This window comes from Streptomyces sp. NPDC093600, from assembly GCF_044764755.1.
Classification (GTDB): domain Bacteria; phylum Actinomycetota; class Actinomycetes; order Streptomycetales; family Streptomycetaceae; genus Streptomyces.
In genome coordinates, this window is sequence record NZ_JBIWIU010000001.1 from 1,111,996 (window position 1) to 1,134,824 (window position 22,829).

Consider the following 22,829-nt stretch of genomic DNA (forward strand, 5'->3'; position numbering starts at 1 on the left):
GGTGCGCTCCGGACGGCGCGCTTACCGTGGAAGCAGGAGGTCGCCGTCCGTGCACACAGCGTGTCGCGCGGAGGGTCCTTCATCCCTGCCCGTAAGACCCCGCCCGGCGGGGTCGCGAGAGGAGAACCCATGTCGCTCGACGTCTCACCGGCTCTGTTGGAACAGGCCGAGCGAGGCGAGGTCGACGAAGCCGACTTCGTCGACTGCGTCCGGACCTCCCTGCCCTACGCATGGGAGATGATCAGTTCTCTGGTGGCTCAGCTGAAGGTCGACGGCGGAGAGTTCGCCGACAACCAGACGCCGCCGCCGAACGAGCAGGCACGTGGTCAGCTGTTGCGTGCACTCGCGAGTGATGCGATCCGGGGTGCGCTGCAGCGCCACTTCGGTGTGCGTCTGGCCTTCCAGAACTGCCACCGTGTGGCGGTCTTCCCGCTGGACCCCGCGGTGGACGAGCGGCTCGCCCGCTTCACCTCCGTACGCGGCCAGCTGCTCAACCAGTCGCCGGAACTGCGCGACTGCTGAGGCATGGTGCTGCCGCTCCGCATCGGGGGAGACCCGAACGATGCGACAGATGCCGGAGCGGCGGCATCCGGCCCCGAGGGTCCGCCTCCCGGCTCCTGCCGGGCCCGGCGTCCCTCGCCGACCCAGATGACCCACCACCCCTCACACCAGCAGCGGCAGCACCTCGGCGCCCAGGCGCCGTACGTTCTCCTCGGTGGCCGCGAGGTCGCCCGAGCCCTCGGCGAGCAGCGCGAAGCGGGTGATGCCCGTGCGCTCCGAGGTCGCCGCGAGCCGGTCCGCCGCGAGCCGTGGCGTGCCCACCGGGTGCAGCGAGCACAGCAGCTCCGTGTACGCGACGGGGTCCCGCATCGAGCGGTGCCGGCCGTCCACCGTGACATGGGCGTCGAGCCCTTGCTTCAGCCAGCCGGGCATCGCCTTGACCAGCGCCTCGGCCGCGTCCGCCCGGCGGTCCGCGAGCTGGGCGACGCCCGCCGAGACATGGCCGGCGCCGATCCGGGCGATCTCGTCCGGGGTGCGTCCCGCCTCCCGGGCGCTCCGGCCCCAGGCGGCCACCATCTCGGCCTTCTCCTCGTCGCCGCAGTGCATCCCGAGCAGCATCGGAAGCCCGCGTTCGGCGGCGAGCCGGACGCTCTTCGGGGAGGTGCAGGCGACGACCACCTCGGGCGCGGCATCCCCGCCGATCAGCTCGCCGGGGCGCGGCACGACGGCGACCTCCCGGAAGGCGAATCGTTCGCCCTGGGTCCCGACCCGGGGCTCGGTCAGCCAGCGCAGCAGCAGGTCGAGCGATTCGGGGAAGCCCTGCTCGTACGCGTCGAGGCCCGCGCCGAACACCTCCAGGTCGACCCACGGCCCGCCGCGCCCCACCCCGAGGGTGAACCGCCCGCCGGAGGTGAGATGCAGCAGCGCGGCCTGCTCGCCCAGCGCGACCGGGTGGACGGTCGGCAGCACGCTCACCGCCGTGCCGACCCGGAGGCGGCGCGTGCGGCCCAGCAGCAGCGCGGCGAGCGTCACGGCCGACGGGCAGACGCCGTACGGAACGAAATGGTGCTCGGCGAGCCAGACGGAGTCGAGCCCCGCCTCCTCGGCCACCTCGGCCGTCCGCACCGCCCGGTGCAGTGCCTCGCCTTGGCCCTGCCCAGGGAACTGGGCGGCCAGAACAAACGTACCCACGCGCATCGCCTTCTGCCTCCTTGCGGCCGACGCGGTTCTCCCCCCTCGTACTGGCAACAACGTCTGACACGTGCCAAAGGCAACGGCCCGTCCCGAAGTTCTTGCGATTTTCCGCTAACTGGGCCTGGAGGGTGGGCCGGGCGACCGTGTCGCGGCCCGTAGGCTTGTCGGAACCGTCCGTGTACCCGGCCTCCGTGAGGTGATTCGTGTCCCCGCGTCGCAACCGCCCCCATGGCGGCGAGAAGCCCGACCGTCGCGGCGCGGAGACCGACCGTTACGGCGGGGCGCAGCGCAGCGAGTCCTGGCAGGGCGAGGAGTGGTTCGTCCGCCCTGTGGCCGGGGCGAGCGCGCCCGGCAAGCGCTACCGCTGCCCCGGCTGCGACCAGGAGATCCCCGGCGGCGCGCCGCACGTGGTGGCCTGGCCCGAGTACGGGGGAGTGGAGGACCGGCGGCACTGGCACAAGGCGTGCTGGAACGCGAAGGACCGCCGCACCTCGCGGGTGCAGCGGTCCCGTAACGCGCCGAGGTACTGAGCCCGCTCCCGGCCGGCGCGGCCGGTGCCGGTACCGGCGCGGGCCCCGGTCAGACGTCCCGGTTGTTCAGCAGGGCGTACGCGCCTGCCATCGCGGCGGCCGCGACGCCGGCCAGGATCCACACCGGGTCCCAGCCCGACGGGCCGCCCTGGCCCACCGCCGACCGGCCGGCGTACAGCGCGATCAGCTGGCTCGGGATCGCGTACGTGAGCAGCGCCTCCTGCACCTTGGCCAGCGACTCCGAGAACATGAACATCGCCGCGACCAGCGGCAGCAGCAGCACCCCGATCATGATCGTGATCGCGCCCGCCGAGTGCCGGACGATCGAGCCGACGGCGAGCGCCAGCAGACCGAGCAGCGCGACGAACAGACCGGCGCCGACCGTGGCCCGCAGCCACTCCGCCCCGCTCGGCTCGGCGGCGTCCACCATCGCCACCTGTGCCATCGCGACCACGGTCGCGGTCACGGTCGTGACGGTGAAGACGAGCAGGAAGAAGACGATCGCCTTGGCCGTCAGCACCCGGGCCCGGCTCGGGCAAGCGGTCAGCGTGGTGCGGATCATGCCCGTGCCGTACTCGGAGGCGATCGTCAGCACGCCCAGCGTGATCACACAGATCGAACCGAGGAGCACGCCGAAGAAGCCGAAACCGAGCGCCGACTCGTTCTGCGGGTGCTCGCTCGACGCCGCCACGATCGCGGCGACCCCCAGACCGATGCCCAGCATCAGCACCACCATGACCCCGAGCGTCCACATCGTGGAGCGCACCGACCGGATCTTGGTCCACTCCGAGGCGAGCGCGTCACCGAGGTGCGCCCTGCGGACGGGAATGGGGGAGACGTACGAGTACGGCGGGGTCGGGGCGGTCATCGGGCGTCCTCGGGCTTCTGGGCGGGCTCGCTGTGCTGCGGGGCGGCGTACGGGTTCTGTCCGGGCGGCGGCGGGGCGTACCAGCCCTGCTGCGGCACCTCCGGCACCACGTACGGATCGGGCGGCAGCTGCTGGTGGTGGGGCGCCTGCGGCGGCTGGAGGTGGGCGAGCTGGTCCTCGGTGGAGCGGTAGTCCACGGCGCTCTGCGTCATCCGCATGTACGCCTCCTCCAGCGACGCCTGGTGCGGGGACAGCTCCCAGAGCCGTACCCCGGCGCTGTGGGCCAGATCGCTGATACGGGGGAGGGCGAGGCCCGTCACCCGCAGCGCCCCGTCGGGCTCGGACATGACCCGGCCGCCGGCCTCGATCAGCGCGGCGGTCAGCTTCTCGCGCTGCTCCGGCTCCGTCTGCGGGGTCCGCACCCGGGCGAAGTCCGCGGAGTTCGCCGAGATGAAGTCCCTGACGCTCATGTCGGCGAGCAGCTGGCCGCGGCCGATCACGATCAGATGGTCGGCGGTCAGCGCCATCTCGCTCATGAGGTGGCTGGAGACGAAGACCGTCCGGCCCTCGGCGGCCAGCTTCTTCATGAGGTTGCGGACCCAGAGGATGCCCTCCGGGTCGAGGCCGTTGACCGGCTCGTCGAAGAGCAGCACCTGCGGGTCGCCGAGCAGCGCCGCCGCGATGCCCAGACGCTGCCCCATGCCCAGCGAGAAGCCGTTGGAGCGGCGCTTGGCGACGTCCTGGAGGCCGACGACCCCGAGGACCTCGTCGACCCGCTGGGCCGGGATGCCGGCGAGCTGGGCGAGCGACAGCAGATGGCTGCGGGCGCTGCGGCCGCCGTGCACGGCCTTGGCGTCGAGCAGCGCGCCGACCTGGCGGGGCGCGTTCGGCAGCTGCCGGAAGGGGTGGCCGCCGATCGTGACATGGCCCGACGTCGGCCGGTCCAGGCCGAGGATCATGCGCATCGTGGTCGACTTGCCGGAGCCGTTGGGTCCCAGGAAGCCGGTGACGGTACCCGGCCGCACCTGGAAGGAAAGGTTGTACACGGCCGTCTTGGCGCCGTAGCGCTTGGTCAGGCCGACTGCCTCGATCATTCTCCAGCCCCATCGACAGGTCAGGTCGTCGTCGGGGCCGTGGCCGGCGGCCGAGAGCCCCCCGTATGAGCTAGGAGCTTATCGAGCCGTTGACGGTTCCGGCGAAGCCGAAAGCGTCACGCGAGCGTTACGCGTCCCGCTTCTTCATGACCAGATAGCCGCCGATCAGCGCGGCCGCCACCCAGATCAGCATGATGCCCAGCCCGCCCCAGGGGCCGTACGGGGCCTTCTCCGAGTTCATCGCGTCCGGCACCACCTGCATGATCTTGGATCCGGCCTGGTCGGGGAAGTAGACGGCCACTTCCTTGGCCTTCGGCACCGCCGACAGGATCTGCGAGATCAGGAAGAAGAACGGCACCAGGATGCCGAGCGAGAGCATCGACGACCGCAGCATCGCCGCCACGCCCATCGAGAAGATCGCGATCAGGCCCATGTAGAGCCCGCCGCCGATCACCGCCCGCAGTACGTTCTCCGCGCCGAGCGTGGTGCGGTGCTCGCCGAGGAGCGCCTGCCCCAGGAAGAACGACAGGAAGCTGGTCGCCAGACCGACGGCGAGCGCGAGGGCGCCCGCCACCGCGATCTTGGAGAAGAGGAAGGTGGCGCGCTGCGGAACGGCCGCGAGGGACGTACGGATCATCCCGGAGCTGTACTCCGTGCCCACCACGAGGACACCGAAGACGACCATCGCCAGCTGGCCCAGCATCATCCCGGAGAAGCTGATGAAGGTCGGGTCGAAGGTCGCCCGCTCGGCGGCGGAGAGATCGTCGAACGTCGTCGCCAGCAGCGCGCAGAGCGCCGCGCTCATCGCCACCGTGACCAGGAGCGCGCTCGCCAGCGTCCAGATGGTCGAGGAGACCGTGCGGATCTTGGTCCACTCGGACTGGAGGACCGCGGATACGGCTGCCATCGTTCAGGCTCCCTTGGTGGTGTCGCCCCATCGGGGGCCGGGCGCTCCGCCCCCGTGAACATCCGTGCCGTGCGCGTGGTACTCCACCGCACCGGCCGTCATCTGCATGAACGCCTCCTCCAGGGAGGCGCGCTGCGCGCTCAGCTCGTGCAGCACGAGCCCGTTCTCCGCGGCCAGTTCACCCAGCTTCTCGGTGGTGGCGCCGTCCACCTCCAGCGCGCCGCTGTCCGTCTGGACCGGCGTGAAACCGCTGGAGTGCAGGACGTCCAGGAGCCGTTCACGCTGCGGCGAGCGCAGCCGTACGTAACTCCGGGAATTCTCCTGGATGAAATCCGCCATCGACGTGTCGGCCAGCAGCTTTCCCTGTCCGATCACGATGAGGTGATCGGCCGTCAGGGCCATTTCGCTCATCAGATGGCTCGAAACGAAGATCGTCCGGCCCTCGGCGGCCAGCGCCTTCATCAGATTGCGGATCCAGTGAATTCCCTCGGGGTCCAGACCATTGACGGGTTCGTCGAACATCAGGATCTCTGGATCACCCAGAAGCGCCGAGGCGATTCCCAGCCGCTGGCCCATGCCCAGGGAGAAGCCCTTCGACTTCTTCCTCGCGACCGGGGTCAGCCCGACCAGATCGAGGACCTCGCCGACCCGGCTCTCCGGGATGCGGTTCGCCTGCGCGAGGCAGAGCAGGTTGTGGTACGCGGACCGGCCGCCGTGCATCGCCTTGGCGTCGAGCAGCGCCCCGATGTACTTCAGCGGCTCCTGGAGCTCGCGGTAGTGCCTGCCGTCGATCCGGACCGTACCGCTGGTCGGATTGTCCAGATCGAGCATCATGCGCATGGTCGTCGACTTGCCGGCTCCGTTGGGCCCGAGGAAGCCGGTCACCACACCCGGCCGGACCTGGAAGGAGAGATGGTCGACCGCCGTCTTCGTACCGAATCGCTTCGTGAGGCCCTCGAGCTCGATCATGCGACCACGCTACGGGCGCACATGACCCCCCGCCACTGGAATGGCGGAGGGTCATGTGAGTAGTTGCGTTCCGGTCGCCCGAGGGGTCGCCCCCGCGTGCTACCTCGTCTGCTGGGCCGGGACGCCGCGGGTGGCCGGCTCGTCGTCGATCGGGGAGCCGGCCGCCGCCACCGCGGCACCGGTCAGCGTGGCCAGCATCTCGCGGACGTTGGTCAGCTGGGCGTTGATCGAGTCGCGGCGGTTCGTCAGCGCCGCCAGCTCGCGCTCCGATTCCGAGCGGATCCGGTCGGCCTTGGCGTTCGCGTCGGCCACGATGTCCTCGGCCTGGCGCTGCGCCGTCTCCACCGTCTGGCGCGCCCGGCGCTCCGCGTCCGTACGCAGCTTCTCGGCCTCGAGCCGCAGCTGCTCCGCGCGGTGCTCGATCTCGGCGAGACGCTTCTCCGCCTTCGCCTGACGCGAGGCCAGGTCGCGCTCCGACTGCTCCCGGCGCTTGGCCAGGTTGGTCTCGAAGTCCGCGGCGGCCTGGGCGGCCTTGGCGCGGGTCTCCTCGAAGAGGGCGTCCGCCTCCTCGCGCTTGGACTGCGCGTCCTTCTGCGCCTCGGCACGCAGCGAGTTGGCCTCGCCCTGCGCCTTCTCGACGATCCGAACGCCCTCGTCCTCGGCCTTCGCCTTGCGCTCCGCGGCGAACGACTCGGCGTCGTTGCGCACCTGCTGGGCGGCCGACTCGGCCAGCTCGCGGTGCTGCTCGGCGGCGCGACGGGCCTCCTCGCGCAGGTCCTTCGCCTCCTCCTCGGCGAGGCGGAGGATCTTCTCGACGCGAGCGCCGAGACCGGCGTACGACGGCTCGGCGTCGGTCACCTGGGCCTGGGCGTTCTGGGTCTCGAGGTGGAGTTCCTCGATGCGCTTTTCCAGAGAGGTGATTCGGGCCAGAGCACTGTCACGGTCGGCGACGAGCTTGGTAATGCGGTCGTCCACCTGACCGCGGTCGTAACCACGCCGCACGAGCTCGAAGCCGAAGGGGGAGGAAGTGTCGCTCATGGGGTTCCTGTCGAATGAGACCGGTGAGGTGTTAGAGGGAATCCTAGGGGCCGAAGCGGCGTGTCATCGAGCGTATGCCCGTTTGATCTGGAGAATGTCCAGCCTTTTGAGTGGCTAGCCCCCGGAAGACTTGCCACTCGAACGTGTAACCCCCACCGAGGCCCCCGCCTTGGCGCCGTCCCTCGTACCAGCGGACTTCGCCCCGTCCGACTTCGTACCGTTGGACGGGGCCTCGAAAGACTCCAACGCCTCCAGGACGTCCTGGACACGGGAGATCTCGGCATTGATGTCCTCGCGACGGCGCACCAGCACATCCAGCTCGCGCCGGCCCTCCGAGATCATCGTCTCGGCCTCGCGCTCCGCCTCCGCCTTGATCCGCTCCGCCTCCGCGACGAGGGACGACTTCTTCTGCTCGGCCTCCTTCAGGAGCGCCTCGGCCTTCTTCACCGCGGCGATCCGGACCTTGCTCGCCTCCGAGTTCGCCTCGGAGACCAGCTCCCTGGCCTTCTCCTCGGCCTCGGCCCGCTGCTCCTCGGCGGCCTTCACCAGCTTGTCGACGCGCTCGCCGGCCGTCTTCATCTGCTCGGCCGTCTCGCGCCGCGCCCGCTCGTGCAGCTCCTCGATCTCCCCCTCGATCCGCGCCCGGAGCTCCTCGGCCCGCTCCCTTATGGCCGTCGCGTCGCTGCGCGCCCCGACCAGCAGCTCGTCCGCGTCCGTACGCGCCTTCTCCACCAGCGAGTTGCCCTCGACGGTCGCCTCGGCGACGATCCGCTCGGCCTCCTTGCGGGCCGCGCCGACCATCGTGTCCGCCTGCGACTCGGCCTCGGTGGTGGCGCGCAGCGCCTCCTCCTGGGCCTTGGCCATGAGCTGGTCCGCCTGCTCCGCCGCGTCCGAACGGCGCTTGGCGCCGGCCTCGCGCGCCTCGTCGAGCGTACGGTCCGCCTCCGCACGTGCCTCGGAACGCATCTGTTCCGCCGCCGACTCGGCGTCCGCGCGGACCCGTTCGGCCTCCGCCCGGATCCGCTCGGCGGCCTGCTGGGCCGCGCCGACCGTCTCGGCGGCCTCGGCCCGCATCCGCTCCGCCTCGTCCGACGCCCGGGAGACGGTGACTTCGGCCTGCCGCGTCGCGTCGGACGTCAGCGACTCCGCGAGCTCGCCGGCCTCCGCCGTGATCCGCTCGGCCTCCCGCGTCGCCTCGCCGATGAGCTGGTCGGCCTGCTCGGCCGCGTCCGAGCGGCGCTTGTCGGCCGCCTTCCGCGCCTCGTCGAGCACCTGCTCGCTGTCGGCCAGCGCGGCCGCCCGCAGCGCCTCCGCGTGGGCCTCGCCGTCCTTCTTGACCTGCTCCGCCTCGCTCCGCAGCCGCAGCGCGTCGCGCTCGGTCGTCTCCAGGAGCTCCGCCGCCTCGGCGGTGATCCGCTCGGCCTCGCTCGTGGCCTCGCCGATGAGCTGGTCGGCCTGGGCGGCGGCGTCGGCGCGCCGCTTGTCGGCGGCCTTGCGGGCCTCGTCCAGGACCTGCTCGCCGTCCGCGCGCGCGGCCGCCCGCAGGGCCTCGGCCTCCGCCTCGCCGTCCGCCTTGACCCGCTCGGCCTCGGCACGCAGCCGTTCGGCCTCGGCGGTGAGCCGCTCCGCCTCCGACGTCGCCTCGCCGACCAGCGTCGACGCCTGGGCCGCCGCCTCGGAACGGATCCGGTTGGCGTCCTCCCGGGCGTCCGCACGGGTGCGGGCCGCGTCCTGCTCGGCCGAGGCCAGCGAGTCCGTCGCCTCGGTCCGTACCCGCTGCGCGTACTCCGCGGTGTCCGCGCGCAGCTTCTCCGCCTCGGCGATCGCGTCCGTGACCGTCCGCTCGGCCAGCGCCTTCGCGGCCTCGGACTCCTCCTGGGCGCGGGTCCGCACCCGGTTCGCGTCCTCGGTGGCCCGCTCCCGCTCCTCGTACGCGTCGGCGCGGACCCGGTCCGCCTCCTCCTGCGCCTCTGCCCTGGTGCGCTCCGCCGCGTGCTCGGCCGCGCTGCGCAGCCCGGCGATCTCCTCCTCGGCCTGCTCCTGCAGACCGGCGACGGAGTCGCGTACCTCCCGGGCCGTCTGCTCGGCGGCGGACACCATCTCCGTGGCCCGGCGGTCCGCCTCCTCGACCAGCCGCTGCGCCTCGGTCTGCGCCTCCTCCACCCGCTTGCGGGCGGAGGCGAGCAGCTCCTCGGACTGCTCGCGGGCGTGCTCGCGCTCCCGGCCGGCCTCGGAACGGGCCGACTCCAGCGTCTCCTCGGCCTCCCGGCGGCGCCGGTTGGCCTCCTCCTGCGCGGCGGCCAGCGCCTCGGCGGCCTCGGCCGCGACCCGCTCGGCGGCGGCCGCGGCCTCCGCCCGCACCCGGTCGGCGGTCTCCTGCGCCTCCGACTTCAGCCGCTCGGCCTCCGTCGACGCCTCCGTGCGCAGCCGTACGGCCACGGCCTCGCCCTCGGCGCGCGCGGTGGACGCGTCCGACGCGGCCTCCGTGCGCAGCCGCTCCGCCTCCTGCTCGGCCTGCGCCTGGAGCGTACGGATCCGCTCGGCGGCCTCGGTACGCAGCCGCTCGGTCTCCTCGGCGGTCTCGCGCCGGATCCGTTCGCTCTCGGCCCGGGCATCTGACAGCTCGCGCCCGGCGTTCTCGACCCGCGACTCGGCCTCGGCGTGCAGCCGGGCCAGCTCCTCGGCGGCCTCGGCCTGCCGTGCCGCGGCGGCCCGCTCGGCCTCCTCGCGCAGCGCGGTCGCGGCCCGCTCGGCCGCCTCCTTGACCGCCTCGGCCTGCTCCTCCGCCTCGGCCCGCATCCGCTCGGCCTCGGCCCGGGTGCGCTCCAGGGTCTCCTCGGCCTGCGTCCGCAGCGTCTGCGCGCGTTCCATGGCCTCGGAGCGGACCCGGTCGCTCTCGGCGCCCGCGCTCGCGCGCAGCTCGTCGGCGTCCGTACGGGCCTTGGTCAGCAGCTCCTCGGCGGTCCTTGCCGCCTCCTCGATCTGCTGGACGGCCTCGCGCCGGGCCTCGCCGCGGATGCGCTCGCCCTCGGCGATCGCCTCGGCGCGCAACTGCTCGGCCTCGCCGCGCAGCCGGCGCGCCTCCTCCTGCAGCTCGACCGTCTTGGCGCGGTACTCCTTGGTGTCGTCCTTCGCCGAGCCGAGCAGCTCGTCGGCCTGCTCCTCGGCGTGGGTGCGCAGCCGGTCGGCCTCGGCCTCGGCCTCGCGGCGGATCCGCTCCGCCTCCTCGGACGCCTTACGGGTGGTCTCCTGGGCGGCCTCGGACGCCTTGGTGAGCACCTCCTCGGCCGTACGGGCGGCCTTGGCGAGGGCGGCGGCGGAGTCCTCCGCCGCGACCGTACGGGCCTTCTCGGCGGCCTCCGAGACCAGCTTCTCGGCCTCGGCGCTCGCCTCGCGGAGCTTCTCCTCGGCCTCCGCCTTGAGCGCCTCGGCCTCCTTCGTGGCCTCGCCGACGAGCCGGGCGATCTCCGCCTTGGCCGTACGCGTGCGCTGCTCGTTGACCGACTCCGCCGACGACAGCTGCTTGGCGGCGGCCTCCTTGGCCTCCGCCAGCGCCTTCTCGGCCTCCGCGCGGGCCTCGCGGAGCCGGTCCTCGGCCTCCTGAATCCGCTGCTCGGCGGCGCGGGACAGCTCGGTCGCCTGGCGGCGGGCCTGGTCGGTCTCGGCGGTGGTGGCCGAACGGAGCTGCTCGGCATGGCTGGTGGCTTCCTGCGCCTGTGTCGAGGCGGCGTTCAGAAGCCGCTCGGCGTCCTTGCGGGCGCGCAGCAGAATCGCTTCCGCCTCGGCGCGGGCGGCCTCCGCCTGCGAGCCGACGCGCTGCCGGGTCTCCTCGGCCAACCGGGTGGCCTCGGCCCGCGCGGCGGCGAGCGCCTGCTCGGCCTCGGCGCGGGACTCCTCCATCAGACGGCGGGCCTGGGACTCCGTACGGGCGCGCAGCTGCTCCGCCCAGGCGACGTTCTCGTTGACGTGCGCCTCGACGGTCTGGCGGCGCTCGGCCAGCTCCTGGTCCAGACGCTGACGGCGCTGGACCGCCTCGTTGTGCAGCTCGGCCTGGAGCCGCGCCTGGTGCTCGGCGTGCTCCTGGAGGATGCGCTGGGTCTGGGCGCGGGCCTCGCGCAGCTCGCGCTCGGCGTCCTGGCGCAGCTGGTCGGCCTGGATCTGCGCGTTACGGAGCAACTGCTCGGCCTGATAGCCGATGTCCGCGCTGTCGTAGGCCGGCCGGGATGCGATCGTGCGGCGCGCCTCGTGGAGCTTGGCGCGCAAGACCTCGACCTGGTAACCGAGGTCCTCGGCGTGCTGGACGGCCTTCTCCCGCTCGGTCTTCAGCCGGTCCATCTCGGCTTCGAACCGCGAAAGATGGTCGTCTTCAGCTCGGTGGCTCTCCTGGCGTTCGTAGCCCCGCACTGCGCGGTCCCATCCGTCCCCTGGTCGCAACACTCCAATGAGATCCGTTCCCGGCGAACGGGCCCCCCGGGGAATGGTGACAGATCGGATACCCCGACTTCGACGCCGCATGGCATGCGGCACCGACCGGCCCCGGCCCGGAGCCGCCCACTCTACCGGGCCAGGAATCCGGAGGTCAGTGCTCCACCGAGGAGTGGACGCGGGAGTGGACGGAGGAGCGGACTCAGGAGTGGTCCGCCGACGGCTCGGCGGAGGTGACCAGTTCGGTCAGCACGCCGTGGCAGTCCTTGGGGTGGAGGAAGGTGATGCGGGAGCCCATGGAGCCGATCCGGGGCTCGTCGTAGAGGACTCGGACACCCTTGCTACGGATGTCGGCGGCGTCACCGTCGACGTCGGCGGTCCCGAAGGCGATGTGGTGGACCCCCTCGCCGTTCTTCGCCAGCCACTTGCCCACCGCGGAGTCCTCCCGGGTGGGCTCCAGGAGCTGGAGGTAGGAGGCGCCGCCGTCGGAGGTGTCGTTGATCTTGAGCATGGCCTCGCGGACGCCCTGCTCCTCGTTCACCTCGGAGTGGAACACCTCGAAACCGTAGGTCGCACGGTAGAACTCGACAGTCTTGTCGAGGTCGAAACAGGCGATCCCGATGTGGTCGATTCGCGTCAGCATGGTCCCAGTGCAACGCCAGGGAGGTGGTTACGCAACGTGCGCGCCGTCACACCGGCTGCCCGGTGACCCTGAGCGGTACCGCTCAGTACATTGGCGGTAAACCCTCGTTCACTCCTCATCTCAAGGGGCTGTGCCTCATGTCTGGAACGACCGGTACCACTTCAGTGATCGTCGCGGGCGCCCGCACGCCCATGGGACGGCTGCTCGGCTCCCTCAAGTCCTTCTCCGGCGCGGAGCTGGGCGGCTTCGCCATCAAGGCCGCGCTCGACCGGGCCGGCATCGGCGGCGACCAGGTCGAGTACGTGATCATGGGGCAGGTGCTCCAGGCGGGCGCCGGCCAGATCCCCGCCCGCCAGGCCGCCGTCAAGGCCGGCATCCCGATGAACGTCCCCGCCCTCACCGTCAACAAGGTGTGTCTCTCCGGACTCGACGCCATCGCCCTCGCCGACCAGCTGATCCGCGCCGGCGAGTTCGACGTGGTCGTGGCAGGCGGCCAGGAGTCGATGACCAACGCCCCGCACCTGCTGCCGAAGTCCCGCGACGGCTACAAGTACGGCGCGATCGAGATGCTCGACGCCATGGCCTACGACGGCCTGACCGACGCCTTCGAGAACATCGCCATGGGCGAGTCCACCGAGAAGCACAACACGCGCCTCGGCATCGCCCGCCCGGAGCAGGACGAGATCGCCGCCCTGTCCCACCAGCGCGCCGCCGCCGCGCAGAAGAACGGCGTCTTCGAGGCCGAGATCACCCCGGTCGAGATCCCGCAGCGCAAGGGCGACCCGGTCGTCTTCGCCAAGGACGAGGGCATCCGCGGCGAGACGACCGTCGAGTCGCTCGGCAAGCTGCGCCCGGCCTTCGCCAAGGACGGCACCATCACGGCCGGCACCTCCTCGCAGATCTCGGACGGCGCCGCCGCCGTGGTCGTGATGAGCAAGGCCAAGGCGCAGGAGCTGGGCCTGGAGTGGATCGCCGAGATCGGCGCCCACGGCAACGTGGCGGGCCCGGACAACTCGCTGCAGTCGCAGCCGTCCAACGCCATCCGGCACGCCCTGAAGAAGGAGGGCCTGGGCGTCGAGGACCTCGACCTGATCGAGATCAACGAGGCGTTCGCGGCGGTCGCCGTCCAGTCGATGAAGGACCTGGGCGTGACCCCGGAAAAGGTGAACGTCAACGGTGGCGCGATCGCCCTCGGCCACCCCATCGGCATGTCCGGCGCCCGTGTGGTGCTGCACCTCGCCCTGGAGCTCAAGCGGCGCGGCGGCGGTGTCGGCGCGGCGGCGCTGTGCGGCGGTGGCGGTCAGGGTGACGCTCTGATCGTTCGCGTACCCGGCAACGGCAAGTAGTTCCGTACCTAAGGAGCATCGGCACATGGTGGACGTCCCCGAACTCGTCGCCCAGGCACGGGAGGGCCGGCCGCGCGCCGTGGCCCGGCTGATCTCACTGGTGGAGGGGGCGTCCCCGCAGCTGCGCGAGGTGATGGCGGCGCTCGCGCCGCTGACCGGCGGTGCGTACGTGGTGGGCCTGACGGGCTCGCCGGGCGTGGGCAAGTCCACGTCGACGTCCGCCCTGGTCGCCGCCTACCGGCGGGCCGGGAAGCGGGTCGGCGTCCTGGCCGTCGACCCCTCGTCCCCGTTCAGCGGGGGAGCGCTGCTCGGCGACCGGGTCCGGATGTCGGAGCACGCCTCCGACCCGGGTGTGTACATCCGCTCGATGGCGACCCGGGGCCACCTGGGCGGGCTCGCCTGGGCGGCGCCGCAGGCGATCCGCGTCCTGGACGCGGCCGGCTGCGAGGTGATCCTCGTCGAGACGGTGGGCGTGGGCCAGTCGGAGGTGGAGATCGCCTCCCAGGCCGACACCTCGGTGGTGCTGCTCGCGCCCGGCATGGGCGACGGGATCCAGGCCGCGAAGGCGGGCATCCTGGAGATCGGCGACGTGTACGTGGTGAACAAGGCGGACCGGGACGGCGCTGATGCGACGGCCCGCGAGCTGAACCACATGCTCGGCCTCGGTGAGGCGCGCGGTCCGGGCGACTGGCGGCCGCCGATCGTCAAGACGGTCGCGGCGCGGGGCGAGGGCGTCAACGAGGTGGTGGAGGCCCTGGAGAAGCACCGCGCCTGGATGGAGGAGCACGGGGTCCTGGCGGAGCGCCGCCGCTCGCGCTCGGCCCGCGAGGTCGAGACGATCGCGGTCACGGCGCTGCGCGAGCGGATCGGGGACCTGCACGGCGACCGGCGCCTGGACGCGCTCGCGGAGCGCATCGTGGCGGGCGAGCTGGACCCGTACGCGGCGTCCGACGAACTGATCGCGAGCCTGACGGGCAACTGACGGCCCGGCACGGCCGGACACGGGCCGACGGACAGGGGCCCGGTGCGCTTCTCGCGCACCGGGCCCCTCGGCGTGTCAGTCGTCGGCGCCGTCGGCCGTGTCGTCCTTGGCGGCGCCGTCCTTGGCGTCGTCGTCCTGCCCGTCGTCGGTGTCGTCCGCGGCGTCGTCCTGACGCGCCTCGGTGCCGGTACCGGTGGCCTCCTCGGCGTCGTCGTCCGCGTCGGCCTCCTCGGCGTCGTCCTCGTCGGTCTCGGTGCCGACGACCTTGCCCGTGGCCGGGTCCACGTGGACGGTGTACGAGGTGGTGCCCTGGCCGAGGATGTCGACCTCCCAGCCGCGGTGGTCCTTCCCGCCGTCGTCATCGGTGTCGAGGTCGACGGAGACGACCGTGCCGGGCTTCGCCTTCAGGGCGGCGTCGATCGCCTGGGCGGCGGTCACCTTCGCGGTACGCGCCGCGGCGCGCTCGTCGTCGTCCGCGTGCTGCGCGCCGGCGGCCCGCACCTGGGTCGGTGCCGGCTCCTGCCGGCCGTCGTCGGCCGCGAAGGCGGCGGCGGTTCCGCCGCAGACCACGGCGGCCGCCGCGACGGTGGCGATGACGATGTTGCGCTTCATGAGGTCCTCCGAACGGTGGGGTTGTTCGCTTCGACGGACACCACTGTGCGGACACGGACCTGAAGCCACGCTGAAGCAACCTGAAGCCGTCTTCAGGTGGGATTTGCGAACCTGGGCGCATGCGGTTGTTGATCGTGGAGGACGAGAAGCGGCTCGCCCTGTCCCTGGCCAGGGGCCTGACGGCGGAGGGCTATGTCGTGGACGTCGTCCACGACGGCCTGGAGGGCCTGCACCGGGCGAGCGAGGCGGCGTACGACCTGGTCGTGCTCGACATCATGCTGCCCGGCATGAACGGCTACCGGGTCTGCGCCGCGCTGCGCGCCGCCGGCCACGACGTGCCGATCCTGATGCTGACCGCCAAGGACGGCGAGTACGACGAGGCCGAGGGCCTGGACACGGGCGCCGACGACTACCTGACCAAGCCGTTCTCGTACGTGGTCCTGGTGGCCCGGATCAAGGCCCTGCTGCGGCGCCGGCGCTCCGGGGCCGGGGTCTCGCCCGTGCTGGTCCTCGGCGAGCTGCGGGTGGACACCGGCGCCCGCCGGGTGCACCGCGGCGAGGAGGAGATCCCCCTGACAGCCAAGGAGTTCGCGGTCCTGGAGCAGTTGGCGGTGCGGCCCGGCACGGTGGTGTCCAAGGCCGAGATCCTGGAGCACGTCTGGGACTTCGCCTACGACGGCGACCCGAACATCGTCGAGGTGTACGTCAGCGCGCTCCGCCGCAAGCTCGGCGCCGCGCTGATCGGGACGGTGCGCGGCGCCGGATACCGGCTGGAGGCGCGGTGAGCGGCCGGCCGTTCGCCTCGGTACGGGCGAGGGCCACCCTCGGGGCGACCCTGGTGGTCGCCCTGGCCCTGATCGCCGCCGGGATCGCCGTACTGCTGTCGCTGCGCACCAACCTCGCCGGCCGGGCGGACGCCGAGGCGGACAGTGCCGCCGGGCGGGTGGCGGCGCAGATCGCGGCCGGCGCTCCGTACACCGCCCTGGACCTGCCGGACGGGGAGGACCATCCGGTGCAGGTCGTCGACCGGGACGGCCGGGTCCTCGCGGTGAGCGAGGGCCTGACGGCGATCAGCGGCACCGGCGTGCCCGGTGTCAGCCCGGTGGCGAGTCCAGGGGCAGGCCGGGAGGACGACGATGACGACGACGGGCCCGGGGCCGGTGAGTCCGGCACCGTCACCTGGCACGGCGAGGGCCGGGCCACCGTGGACGGCAGGAGCGCCGCCTACCGGTTCGCCGAGGTGGAGGTCGCGGACGCCGGGGACGAGACGGTCCGGGTGTACGCGGGCGCGCCCCTTGCGGCGCAGCAGGACGCGGTGCGTACCGCGTCCGTCGCCATGCTGGTCGGGCTGCCCGTGCTGCTGGGCGTGGTGGGCGGCGTGACCTGGCTGGTGACCCGGCGCGCCCTGCGGCCCGTCGAGGCCATCCGCCGCGAGATGGCCGCCATCACGGCCTCGGAGGACCTGAGCCGCCGCGTGCCCGAACCTCCGACGGGTGACGAGGTCGCCCGGCTCGCCCGGACCACGAACGAGACGCTGTCCGCCCTGGAGGCGTCCGTGGAGCGGCAGCGCCGGTTCGTCGCGGACGCCTCGCACGAACTGCGCAGCCCGATCGCCAGCCTGCGTACGCAGTTGGAGGTGGGCGCCGCGCATCCGGGTCTCCTCGACGTCCCCGGCGCCGTCGAGGACACGGTCAGGCTCCAGCGGCTCGCCGCCGATCTGCTGCTGCTCGCCCGTCTGGACGCGGGGGAGCGGGCGGGGCTGACGCGGCTGGACCTCGGGGAGCTGGTGCGGGCCGAGGTGGCGCGGCGTACGGGGGACCGGATCGCCGTCCGGGTGGAGGCCGAGGAGGGTGTCGAGGCGCCGGGGTCGCGGGGGCAGCTGGCCCGGGTGCTCGCCAACCTCCTGGACAACGCCCAGCGCCACGCCCGCCGCCGGATCACGGTGACGGTCCACAAGGAGGGCGCGTGGGCGGTGGTGGCGGTCACGGACGACGGCGAGGGGGTTCCCGCCGCCGAACGCGAGCGCGTCTTCGAGCGGTTCGTCCGTCTCGACGACGCCCGCACGCGCGACGAGGGCGGTGCGGGCCTCGGTCTGGCGATCGCCCGGGACGTGGCGCGCCGCCACGGCGGGGACCTGACCGTGACCGCCGGGCCGTCAGGGGGCGCGCGCTTCGCCCTGCGGCTGCCGACCGCCGGGTGACCGCGGGCGGGCCTCGGGCTTCTCGTCTGGATCAGGCCGGACCCAAACGAACGACCCTCGGGCCTACGGCTTGCCCCGACGGCCTCTGAGCTGGTCGGCGACCGGCTTCAGGGACTCGTGGAGGTCGCCGAGCGCCTCGGGGCTCAGCTGGTCGATGAAGTGCTTGCGCACCGACTCGACGTGATGCGGCGCCACCTTCTTCATCGTGTCCATGCCCTGCTCGGTCAGGACCGCGTACAGGCCGCGCCGGTCCGACTCGCAGTTCTGCCGGCGGACGAGGCCGGCGTTCTCCATCCGGGTGATCTGGTGCGAGAGCCGGCTCTTGGACTGCAGCGTCGCCGCCGCGAGGTCGCTCATCCGCAGCCGACGTTCGGCCGACTCCGAGAGATTGACCAGGATCTCGTAGTCGTTGATGGTCAGGCCGAAGGGCTGCAGGTCCTTCTCCAGCTGGTACGTCAGCATTCTGTTGACGTCCAGGTAGGTGCGCCAGGCGCACTGCTCGGCGTCGGTGAGCCAGGGGGTGGCCGTCTCGGTCTCCATATATGGATTCTACCTAAGAAGTTGAATACTGGACGAAGTCAGGGAGTGTGACGCCACGCACCCGGGGCCCCGGTGTACGGGTGCAGACGTTCGAGGGCGTCACACTCCGCAGACTACCGCTCACAGCCCGAAGCGACGCTGGAGGTCCCCCAGCTGGCCGGGAAGACGCGGTGCGGAACCATGCTGACTCTGGCCCGATTGGCCGGAATGGTGCGACCCCGGCACGCCCGGCTGCGCCGGGGCGGCACCGGTCGCGCGCTCCGCCATCAGCAGCTCCGTCGACTGCAGCAGGACCGTACCCGCGCCCATGAACTCGAACTGGTGCTCCTCGCCGGAGCTGCCGCCCAGGCCCGTCAGCGCCCGGACGCCGCCCATCACACCCGTCATGTAGCCGTGGTCGTAGTGGTGGCAGGGCGACGGGCAGTCCGCCCAGCCCACCAGCGCCTGCGGATCCACCCGGAGCGGGGGCTCCATGAAGACCACCGGACCGTTCGAGGCCGCCACGAACTTGCCCGTGCCCAGCAGCGTCACGAACCCGGGCACGATCGACTGCTTCAGCGCCAGCGTCGGCTGGTAGGCGAGGAGATTGCCCGAACGGATCGTCAGATTGCCCTCGTCCAGGTCGTACGAGTTCACGTCGAAGGCCCGGTCGGCCAGCAGCATCTTGCCGCTGCCCTCCGCCACCACCCAGTCGCTCGCGTGCAGCGGCGAGTGGAAGGACGTACGGACCAGGCGGTCGAGCCGGCCGTGACCGATGCCGTTGAAGTCGATCCGCCCGTAGTAGGCGATCATCTTCCCCTTCTGCAGGAACCACTGGGAGCCCTTGAGCTCCACGCAGAAGGTGTACGGATTGACGTTGTCGTCCGACGGCAGCGTCATCGGATCGTGGATCACCGGGGCGCTCACAGCTTCTCCTCCGAGGCCTGGACGTACACCGCACCGCTGCCGCTCAGCTCCAGCTGGAACGCCTCGCCCGAGCCGCGTCCCACCATGTCGCGCCAGCCAAGGGCGGTGGACAGCTTGTTCCGTACGTCCCCGTGGTGGGCGACGTACGCCTGCGGGTCCACATGGACCGCGCGCCCCGGCGTGATCGGCAGCTCGATCACCCCGCCGTGCGCCATGACGGCCACCGAGCCGTGACCCTTCAGGGTCGTCGTGAACAGGCCCTGGCCCGTCACCTGGCCGCGCACCATGCCCATCACTCCGCCCTGGGAGCCCATGAACATCGTCCCCTGCTCCAGCGTCCCGTCGAAGGCGAGCAGCCGGTCCGCCTCGACGTGGAGGGTGTCGCCGGTCAGCCGGATCACCTGGATGTGGTGGCCGCCGTGCCCGAACATCACCGTGCCGTTGCCCTCGACCGTCATCAGCGGTGTCGCCTCGCCCGCCACCCGGCGGCCGATCATCGACATCACGCCGCCCTGGCCGCCGGCGATGTTCGGCGTGAAAGTGACGTCGCCGCGGTAGGCGAGCATCGCGCCCCGCTGGCTGAACATGCGCTGCCCCGGTACGACCGTGGCCTCGACCATCTTGGAGTTGATCTCACGGAACGGCATGTCAGACGTCACCCCCCACGGTGTTCCGCTCGCTGGGCTGGACGTAGACCAGTCCGTCGCCCTCGAAGCGGATCTGGAACGCCTCGCCGCCGCCCTCGCCCATGAACGTGCGGAAGGTCACACCGGACTGGAAGTGCTGCTGGACGTTGCCCTGGTGGGCGATGTACGCGCCGGGGTCCACGGCGAGCGGGTACTGCGGGGTCACCCGCAGCACCACCGCCGGACCGTCCGACATGATCGCCACCTGGCCGCTGCCCTCGACGGTCGTCGTGAAGAGGCCGTTGCCGGTCGCACCGCCGCGCAGGCCTGTGAAGCTCGTGCCGGTGCGCAGACCCGCGTCGGTGCAGAGCAGATTGCTCGCCTCGACCCAGAGCTTGTCGCCGTGCAGGGAGACGAGGTTGATCTCGGACGCGCGGTCGGCGAACCAGCAGGTCCCCTGGCCTTTCACCTCCATCAGCTCCATCTGCTCGCCGGTGAGCCGGCGGGTGACCATCCCGCGCAGGCCCTCACCGCCGCCGGACATCTTCTTGAAGGCCATCTGGCCGTCGTAGGCCACCATCGAGCCGTTTTTCGCCTTGACGGCGTCGCCGGTCATGTCGACGGCCAGCACCTTGCTGCCTTGGAGTCGGAACGTTGCCACGCAGTGACGGTACTGGGCCCCCGGATAAAGAGACAGCAAAGTCGGCGTGCACAATGGACGGGCCCTTGTGCGTCCGTTCACAAGATCGAACGAAGGTGACCCCTCCCGTGGACATCAAGACCGCCTCCTCCCTCCACCGGCTCCGGCTCGTCTCGGCTCCGGAGGCCGTGTCGTTCCTCCTGCTGCTGGTCTGCTCGGTGCTGAAGCGGACCACGGACTTCAACGCGGTGCCGGTGATGGGTGCGATCCACGGCATCCTCTTCATCCTCTACGTCCTGTTCTGGCTCGACGCCTGGAACCGTACGAAGTGGAACATCAAGACCGCGGCGCTCTACTTCGTGCTCTCCGTGCTGCCCCTCGGCGGCTTCTTCGCCGAGCGCAGGCTGAAGCGCGAGGCGCAGGACGCGGTCATCGCCTCCCGCGCCCGCCGCGAGGGCACGGTGAACGCGTGATCGTCGCCTTCTCCGTCACCCCGCTGGGCGTCGGCGAGGAGGTCGGTGAGTACGTCGCCGACGCCGTCCGGGTCGTCCGGGAGTCGGGGCTGCCGAACCGCACCGACGCCATGTTCACCTCGATCGAGGGTGACTGGGACGAGGTCATGGACGTCGTCAAGCGCGCCGTCGCCGCCGTGGAGGCCCGCGCGCCGCGGGTCTCGCTGGTCCTCAAGGCCGATGTCCGGCCCGGTGTCACCGACGGTCTGACCTCCAAGGTCGAGACGGTGGAGCGCCACCTCTCGGCCTGAGGTGCAAACCCGTACGCGAGCCCCCCGGCCCACGGCCGGGGGGCTTCGTCGTCGCCGCGCGCCGCAACGGCCCCGCGCCTCCCCGAATGGGCGTACGTGCCGCCCCCATTCCTCCGTGCGGAGTAAACCGCTCGCTCGGACTACTCCAGTCGACACACCGAACAGTCTCCCCTTTCGTGGGGTTATCGACCTGTTCGACGACAGCTGGAGGCACCGTGCGGTCGAGAGGCTACGACTACGACACCTACAGCCGACTCGCCGGTCCGCTCACGGAGCCGGACACGGACGCCTACCAGGTGCGCTACCGCAGTCTGCTCTCGAAGGAACCGCACCGCGTACGCGCGGTCCTCCTCATGTCCCTCGCGCCCCTGCTGTCCGCGCTTCTGCTCGCCTACCTCGTCTGGCCCAGCCACTGGACCGTCCGCGAGGGCGGTGACCGGTGGCTCGTCGCGTTCGACACCGTGATGCTGGTGTCGATCGGCCTGATCTGCCTCTTCATGCTGGTGAACGTCGCGTCGATCGCCCACGCCACGATGGTCGCCCGCGACCCCGTACCCGTGTACCCCGAGAAGGGCACCCGCGTCGCCTTCCTCACCACGTACGTACCGGGCAAGGAACCCCTCTCCATGGTCCGCGCCACCCTCGAAGGGGCCGTGCGGCTGCGCCACTGCGGCCCGCGGGACGTCTGGCTCCTCGACGAGGGCGACGACGAGCGGGCGAAGGCCCTCTGCGCGGAGCTCGGCGTCCGGCACTTCACCCGCGCCGGCGTCCCGGAGTGGAACCGCCCGTCCGGCGCCCACAAGGCCCGCACCAAGCACGGCAACTACAACGCGTGGATCGCGATGCACGGGGGCGCGTACCACTTCTTCGCCTCCGTCGACACCGATCACGTACCGCTGCCGAACTTCCTGGAGCGGATGCTCGGCTACTTCCGCGACCCCGACGTCGCCTTCGTCGTCGGACCGCAGGTGTACGGCAACTACACCTCCGCCGTCACCAAGGCCGCCGAGTCCCAGCAGTTCCTCTTCCACGCGCTGATCCAGCGGGCCGGCAACCGCTACCACGCACCCATGTTCGTCGGCACCAACAACGTCGTGCGGATCGCCGCCGTCCGGCAGATCGGCGGCCTGTACGACTCGATCACCGAGGACATGGCCACCGGCTTCGAACTGCACCGCGCCAGGAACCCGCGCACCGGCCGCTTCTGGCGCTCCGTCTACACCCCCGACGTGCTCGCGGTCGGCGAGGGGCCCGTCTCCTGGACCGACTTCTTCTCCCAGCAACTGCGCTGGTCCCGGGGGACGTACGAGACGCTGTTCAAGCAGTACTGGAAGGCGCCCTTCCGGATTCCGCCCGGCCGTTTCCTCAACTACACCCTGATGCTCGTCTACTACCCGATGACCGCCGTCAACTGGTTCCTCGGCGTCCTCAGCTGCGTCCTGTTCCTCTGGCTCGGGGCGTCCGGCACCCAGGTCTCCTCCGCGGTCTGGCTGATGATCTACAGCGACGCGGTGGCTCTCCAGATCGGCCTGTACCTGTGGAACCGCCGCCACAACGTCTCGCCCCACGAGCCCGAGGGATCCGGCGGTCTGGCCGGCATGGCGATGTCCGCGCTCTCCGCCCCCATCTACCTCATGTCGCTCGGCTCGGCGATCGCGCGCACCAGCGGCCGGTTCGTCGTCACCCCCAAGGGCGGTGAGACCAGCCCCGACCGGCTCAGCACCTTCCGCGTCCACCTCTTCTGGGCCGCGGTCCTCATCGCCTCGCTCGCCGCCTCCGTCCACTTCCGCCACACCCACGCCGCCATGCGCACCTGGGCCGTCCTGGCCCTCGCCATCGCACTCGCCCCCGTCGCCATCTGGAGCTGGACGACCCTGCGGGACCGGCGCGCCCGGGCCGAGGCCAGGAGGACCATGGCCCTCCACCCCGCCGCCGCCGGCGAGCCGGCCGCCCTGGTCGCCAAGGTCACCCAGACCACCACCGCCGCCGCGGGAACCGCCACGCCCGCTCCCGCCCCCGCGCCCACGACGACGGGAGGGAACTGA

General features: G+C 71.8%; 22 protein-coding genes. 9 read left to right on the plus strand and 13 right to left on the minus strand.

Annotation, left to right across the window (positions count from 1 at the left end; translation table 11 throughout):
• Window positions 1–129 precede the first annotated feature (129 nt).
• Window positions 130–522, plus strand: coding sequence for an SCO5389 family protein (locus ACIRB4_RS05355; RefSeq protein ID WP_017236120.1), 393 nt, complete (start codon window positions 130–132; stop codon window positions 520–522).
• A 141-nt stretch (window positions 523–663) separates the two neighbouring features.
• On the opposite strand, the gene ACIRB4_RS05360 is transcribed toward ACIRB4_RS05355, so the two are convergent.
• Window positions 664–1,698 (minus strand): LLM class flavin-dependent oxidoreductase, encoded by a 1,035-nt coding sequence (locus tag ACIRB4_RS05360; protein ID WP_403288556.1) that lies wholly within the window; start codon window positions 1,696–1,698, stop codon window positions 664–666.
• 200 nt (window positions 1,699–1,898) lie between these two features.
• Between ACIRB4_RS05360 and ACIRB4_RS05365 the strand changes: the two genes are divergently transcribed.
• Window positions 1,899–2,225, plus strand: coding sequence for an ATP/GTP-binding protein (locus tag ACIRB4_RS05365; RefSeq protein ID WP_403288557.1), 327 nt, complete (start codon window positions 1,899–1,901; stop codon window positions 2,223–2,225).
• A gap of 49 nt (window positions 2,226–2,274) precedes the next feature.
• On the opposite strand, the gene ACIRB4_RS05370 is transcribed toward ACIRB4_RS05365, so the two are convergent.
• The 7 genes from ACIRB4_RS05370 to mce all read right to left on the minus strand — a co-directional run bounded on the left by ACIRB4_RS05370 (window position 2,275) and on the right by mce (window position 12,169).
• Entirely contained in the window at window positions 2,275–3,093 is an 819-nt protein-coding gene (locus tag ACIRB4_RS05370) for an ABC transporter permease subunit (protein WP_403288558.1), read from the minus strand.
• Window positions 3,090–4,187, minus strand: a complete 1,098-nt coding sequence (locus tag ACIRB4_RS05375; protein WP_403288559.1) for an ATP-binding cassette domain-containing protein — start codon at window positions 4,185–4,187, stop codon at window positions 3,090–3,092. Before ACIRB4_RS05375 ends, ACIRB4_RS05370 begins: the two co-directional genes overlap by 4 nt.
• 127 nt (window positions 4,188–4,314) lie before the next feature.
• The gene (locus ACIRB4_RS05380) at window positions 4,315–5,094 is read right to left on the minus strand and encodes an ABC transporter permease (RefSeq protein ID WP_403288561.1); all 780 of its coding nucleotides are present in this window, start codon (window positions 5,092–5,094) and stop codon (window positions 4,315–4,317) included.
• 3 nt (window positions 5,095–5,097) lie between these two features.
• On the minus strand, window positions 5,098–6,063 hold the full coding sequence (locus ACIRB4_RS05385) for an ABC transporter ATP-binding protein (protein ID WP_403288562.1): 966 nt from the start codon (window positions 6,061–6,063) through the stop codon (window positions 5,098–5,100).
• A 99-nt stretch (window positions 6,064–6,162) separates the two neighbouring features.
• The gene (locus ACIRB4_RS05390; protein WP_158990544.1) at window positions 6,163–7,101 is read right to left on the minus strand and encodes a cellulose-binding protein; all 939 of its coding nucleotides are present in this window, start codon (window positions 7,099–7,101) and stop codon (window positions 6,163–6,165) included.
• A gap of 114 nt (window positions 7,102–7,215) precedes the next feature.
• On the minus strand, window positions 7,216–11,505 hold the full coding sequence (scy, locus tag ACIRB4_RS05395; RefSeq protein ID WP_403288564.1) for a polarized growth protein Scy: 4,290 nt from the start codon (window positions 11,503–11,505) through the stop codon (window positions 7,216–7,218).
• Window positions 11,506–11,728: 223 nt separating this feature from the next.
• Window positions 11,729–12,169, minus strand: a complete 441-nt coding sequence (mce, locus tag ACIRB4_RS05400; RefSeq protein WP_356891400.1) for a methylmalonyl-CoA epimerase — start codon at window positions 12,167–12,169, stop codon at window positions 11,729–11,731.
• Between the two features lie 137 nt (window positions 12,170–12,306).
• On the opposite strand from mce, the gene ACIRB4_RS05405 reads away from it, so the two are divergent.
• Window positions 12,307–13,515 carry an acetyl-CoA C-acetyltransferase gene (locus tag ACIRB4_RS05405; RefSeq protein ID WP_403288566.1) on the plus strand — a complete coding sequence of 403 codons (1,209 nt, stop codon included), beginning with the start codon at window positions 12,307–12,309 and terminating at the stop codon, window positions 13,513–13,515.
• Between the two features lie 25 nt (window positions 13,516–13,540).
• Complete coding sequence (gene meaB, locus ACIRB4_RS05410) at window positions 13,541–14,497, plus strand: methylmalonyl Co-A mutase-associated GTPase MeaB (RefSeq protein WP_403288567.1); 957 nt, start codon at window positions 13,541–13,543, stop codon at window positions 14,495–14,497.
• A gap of 75 nt (window positions 14,498–14,572) precedes the next feature.
• Here meaB and ACIRB4_RS05415 read toward each other — a convergent pair whose 3' ends face one another.
• Window positions 14,573–15,109: a PepSY domain-containing protein gene (locus tag ACIRB4_RS05415; RefSeq protein ID WP_403288569.1), complete on the minus strand. Its 537-nt coding sequence runs from the start codon at window positions 15,107–15,109 to the stop codon at window positions 14,573–14,575.
• Window positions 15,110–15,228: 119 nt separating this feature from the next.
• Here ACIRB4_RS05415 and ACIRB4_RS05420 point away from each other — a divergent pair, with 119 nt between their 5' ends.
• Both ACIRB4_RS05420 and ACIRB4_RS05425 read left to right on the plus strand, forming a co-directional pair.
• Complete coding sequence (locus ACIRB4_RS05420) at window positions 15,229–15,894, plus strand: response regulator transcription factor (protein WP_403288570.1); 666 nt, start codon at window positions 15,229–15,231, stop codon at window positions 15,892–15,894.
• Entirely contained in the window at window positions 15,891–17,309 is a 1,419-nt protein-coding gene (locus ACIRB4_RS05425; protein WP_403288571.1) for an ATP-binding protein, read from the plus strand. The genes ACIRB4_RS05420 and ACIRB4_RS05425 overlap by 4 nt, the downstream gene beginning before the upstream one ends.
• A 63-nt stretch (window positions 17,310–17,372) precedes the next feature.
• Here ACIRB4_RS05425 and ACIRB4_RS05430 read toward each other — a convergent pair whose 3' ends face one another.
• The 4 genes from ACIRB4_RS05430 to ACIRB4_RS05445 all read right to left on the minus strand — a co-directional run bounded on the left by ACIRB4_RS05430 (window position 17,373) and on the right by ACIRB4_RS05445 (window position 20,042).
• Window positions 17,373–17,849 (minus strand): MarR family winged helix-turn-helix transcriptional regulator, encoded by a 477-nt coding sequence (locus ACIRB4_RS05430; RefSeq protein WP_403288572.1) that lies wholly within the window; start codon window positions 17,847–17,849, stop codon window positions 17,373–17,375.
• Window positions 17,850–17,969: 120 nt separating this feature from the next.
• The gene (locus ACIRB4_RS05435; RefSeq protein WP_403288574.1) at window positions 17,970–18,755 is read right to left on the minus strand and encodes an AIM24 family protein; all 786 of its coding nucleotides are present in this window, start codon (window positions 18,753–18,755) and stop codon (window positions 17,970–17,972) included.
• Window positions 18,752–19,402: an AIM24 family protein gene (locus tag ACIRB4_RS05440; RefSeq protein WP_403288575.1), complete on the minus strand. Its 651-nt coding sequence runs from the start codon at window positions 19,400–19,402 to the stop codon at window positions 18,752–18,754. Before ACIRB4_RS05440 ends, ACIRB4_RS05435 begins: the two co-directional genes overlap by 4 nt.
• Before the next feature lies 1 nt (window position 19,403).
• Window positions 19,404–20,042, minus strand: coding sequence for an AIM24 family protein (locus tag ACIRB4_RS05445; RefSeq protein ID WP_403288576.1), 639 nt, complete (start codon window positions 20,040–20,042; stop codon window positions 19,404–19,406).
• Window positions 20,043–20,149: 107 nt separating this feature from the next.
• Between ACIRB4_RS05445 and ACIRB4_RS05450 the strand changes: the two genes are divergently transcribed.
• The 3 genes from ACIRB4_RS05450 (at window position 20,150) to ACIRB4_RS05460 (ending at window position 22,829) form a co-directional block, all read left to right on the plus strand.
• On the plus strand, window positions 20,150–20,494 hold the full coding sequence (locus ACIRB4_RS05450; RefSeq protein ID WP_403288577.1) for a DUF3817 domain-containing protein: 345 nt from the start codon (window positions 20,150–20,152) through the stop codon (window positions 20,492–20,494).
• A complete protein-coding gene (locus tag ACIRB4_RS05455; RefSeq protein WP_356891378.1) occupies window positions 20,491–20,784 on the plus strand; it encodes an MTH1187 family thiamine-binding protein in 294 nt (97 codons plus the stop codon). Before ACIRB4_RS05450 ends, ACIRB4_RS05455 begins: the two co-directional genes overlap by 4 nt.
• Before the next feature lie 215 nt (window positions 20,785–20,999).
• Window positions 21,000–22,829, plus strand: coding sequence for a glycosyltransferase family 2 protein (locus ACIRB4_RS05460; RefSeq protein WP_403288578.1), 1,830 nt, complete (start codon window positions 21,000–21,002; stop codon window positions 22,827–22,829).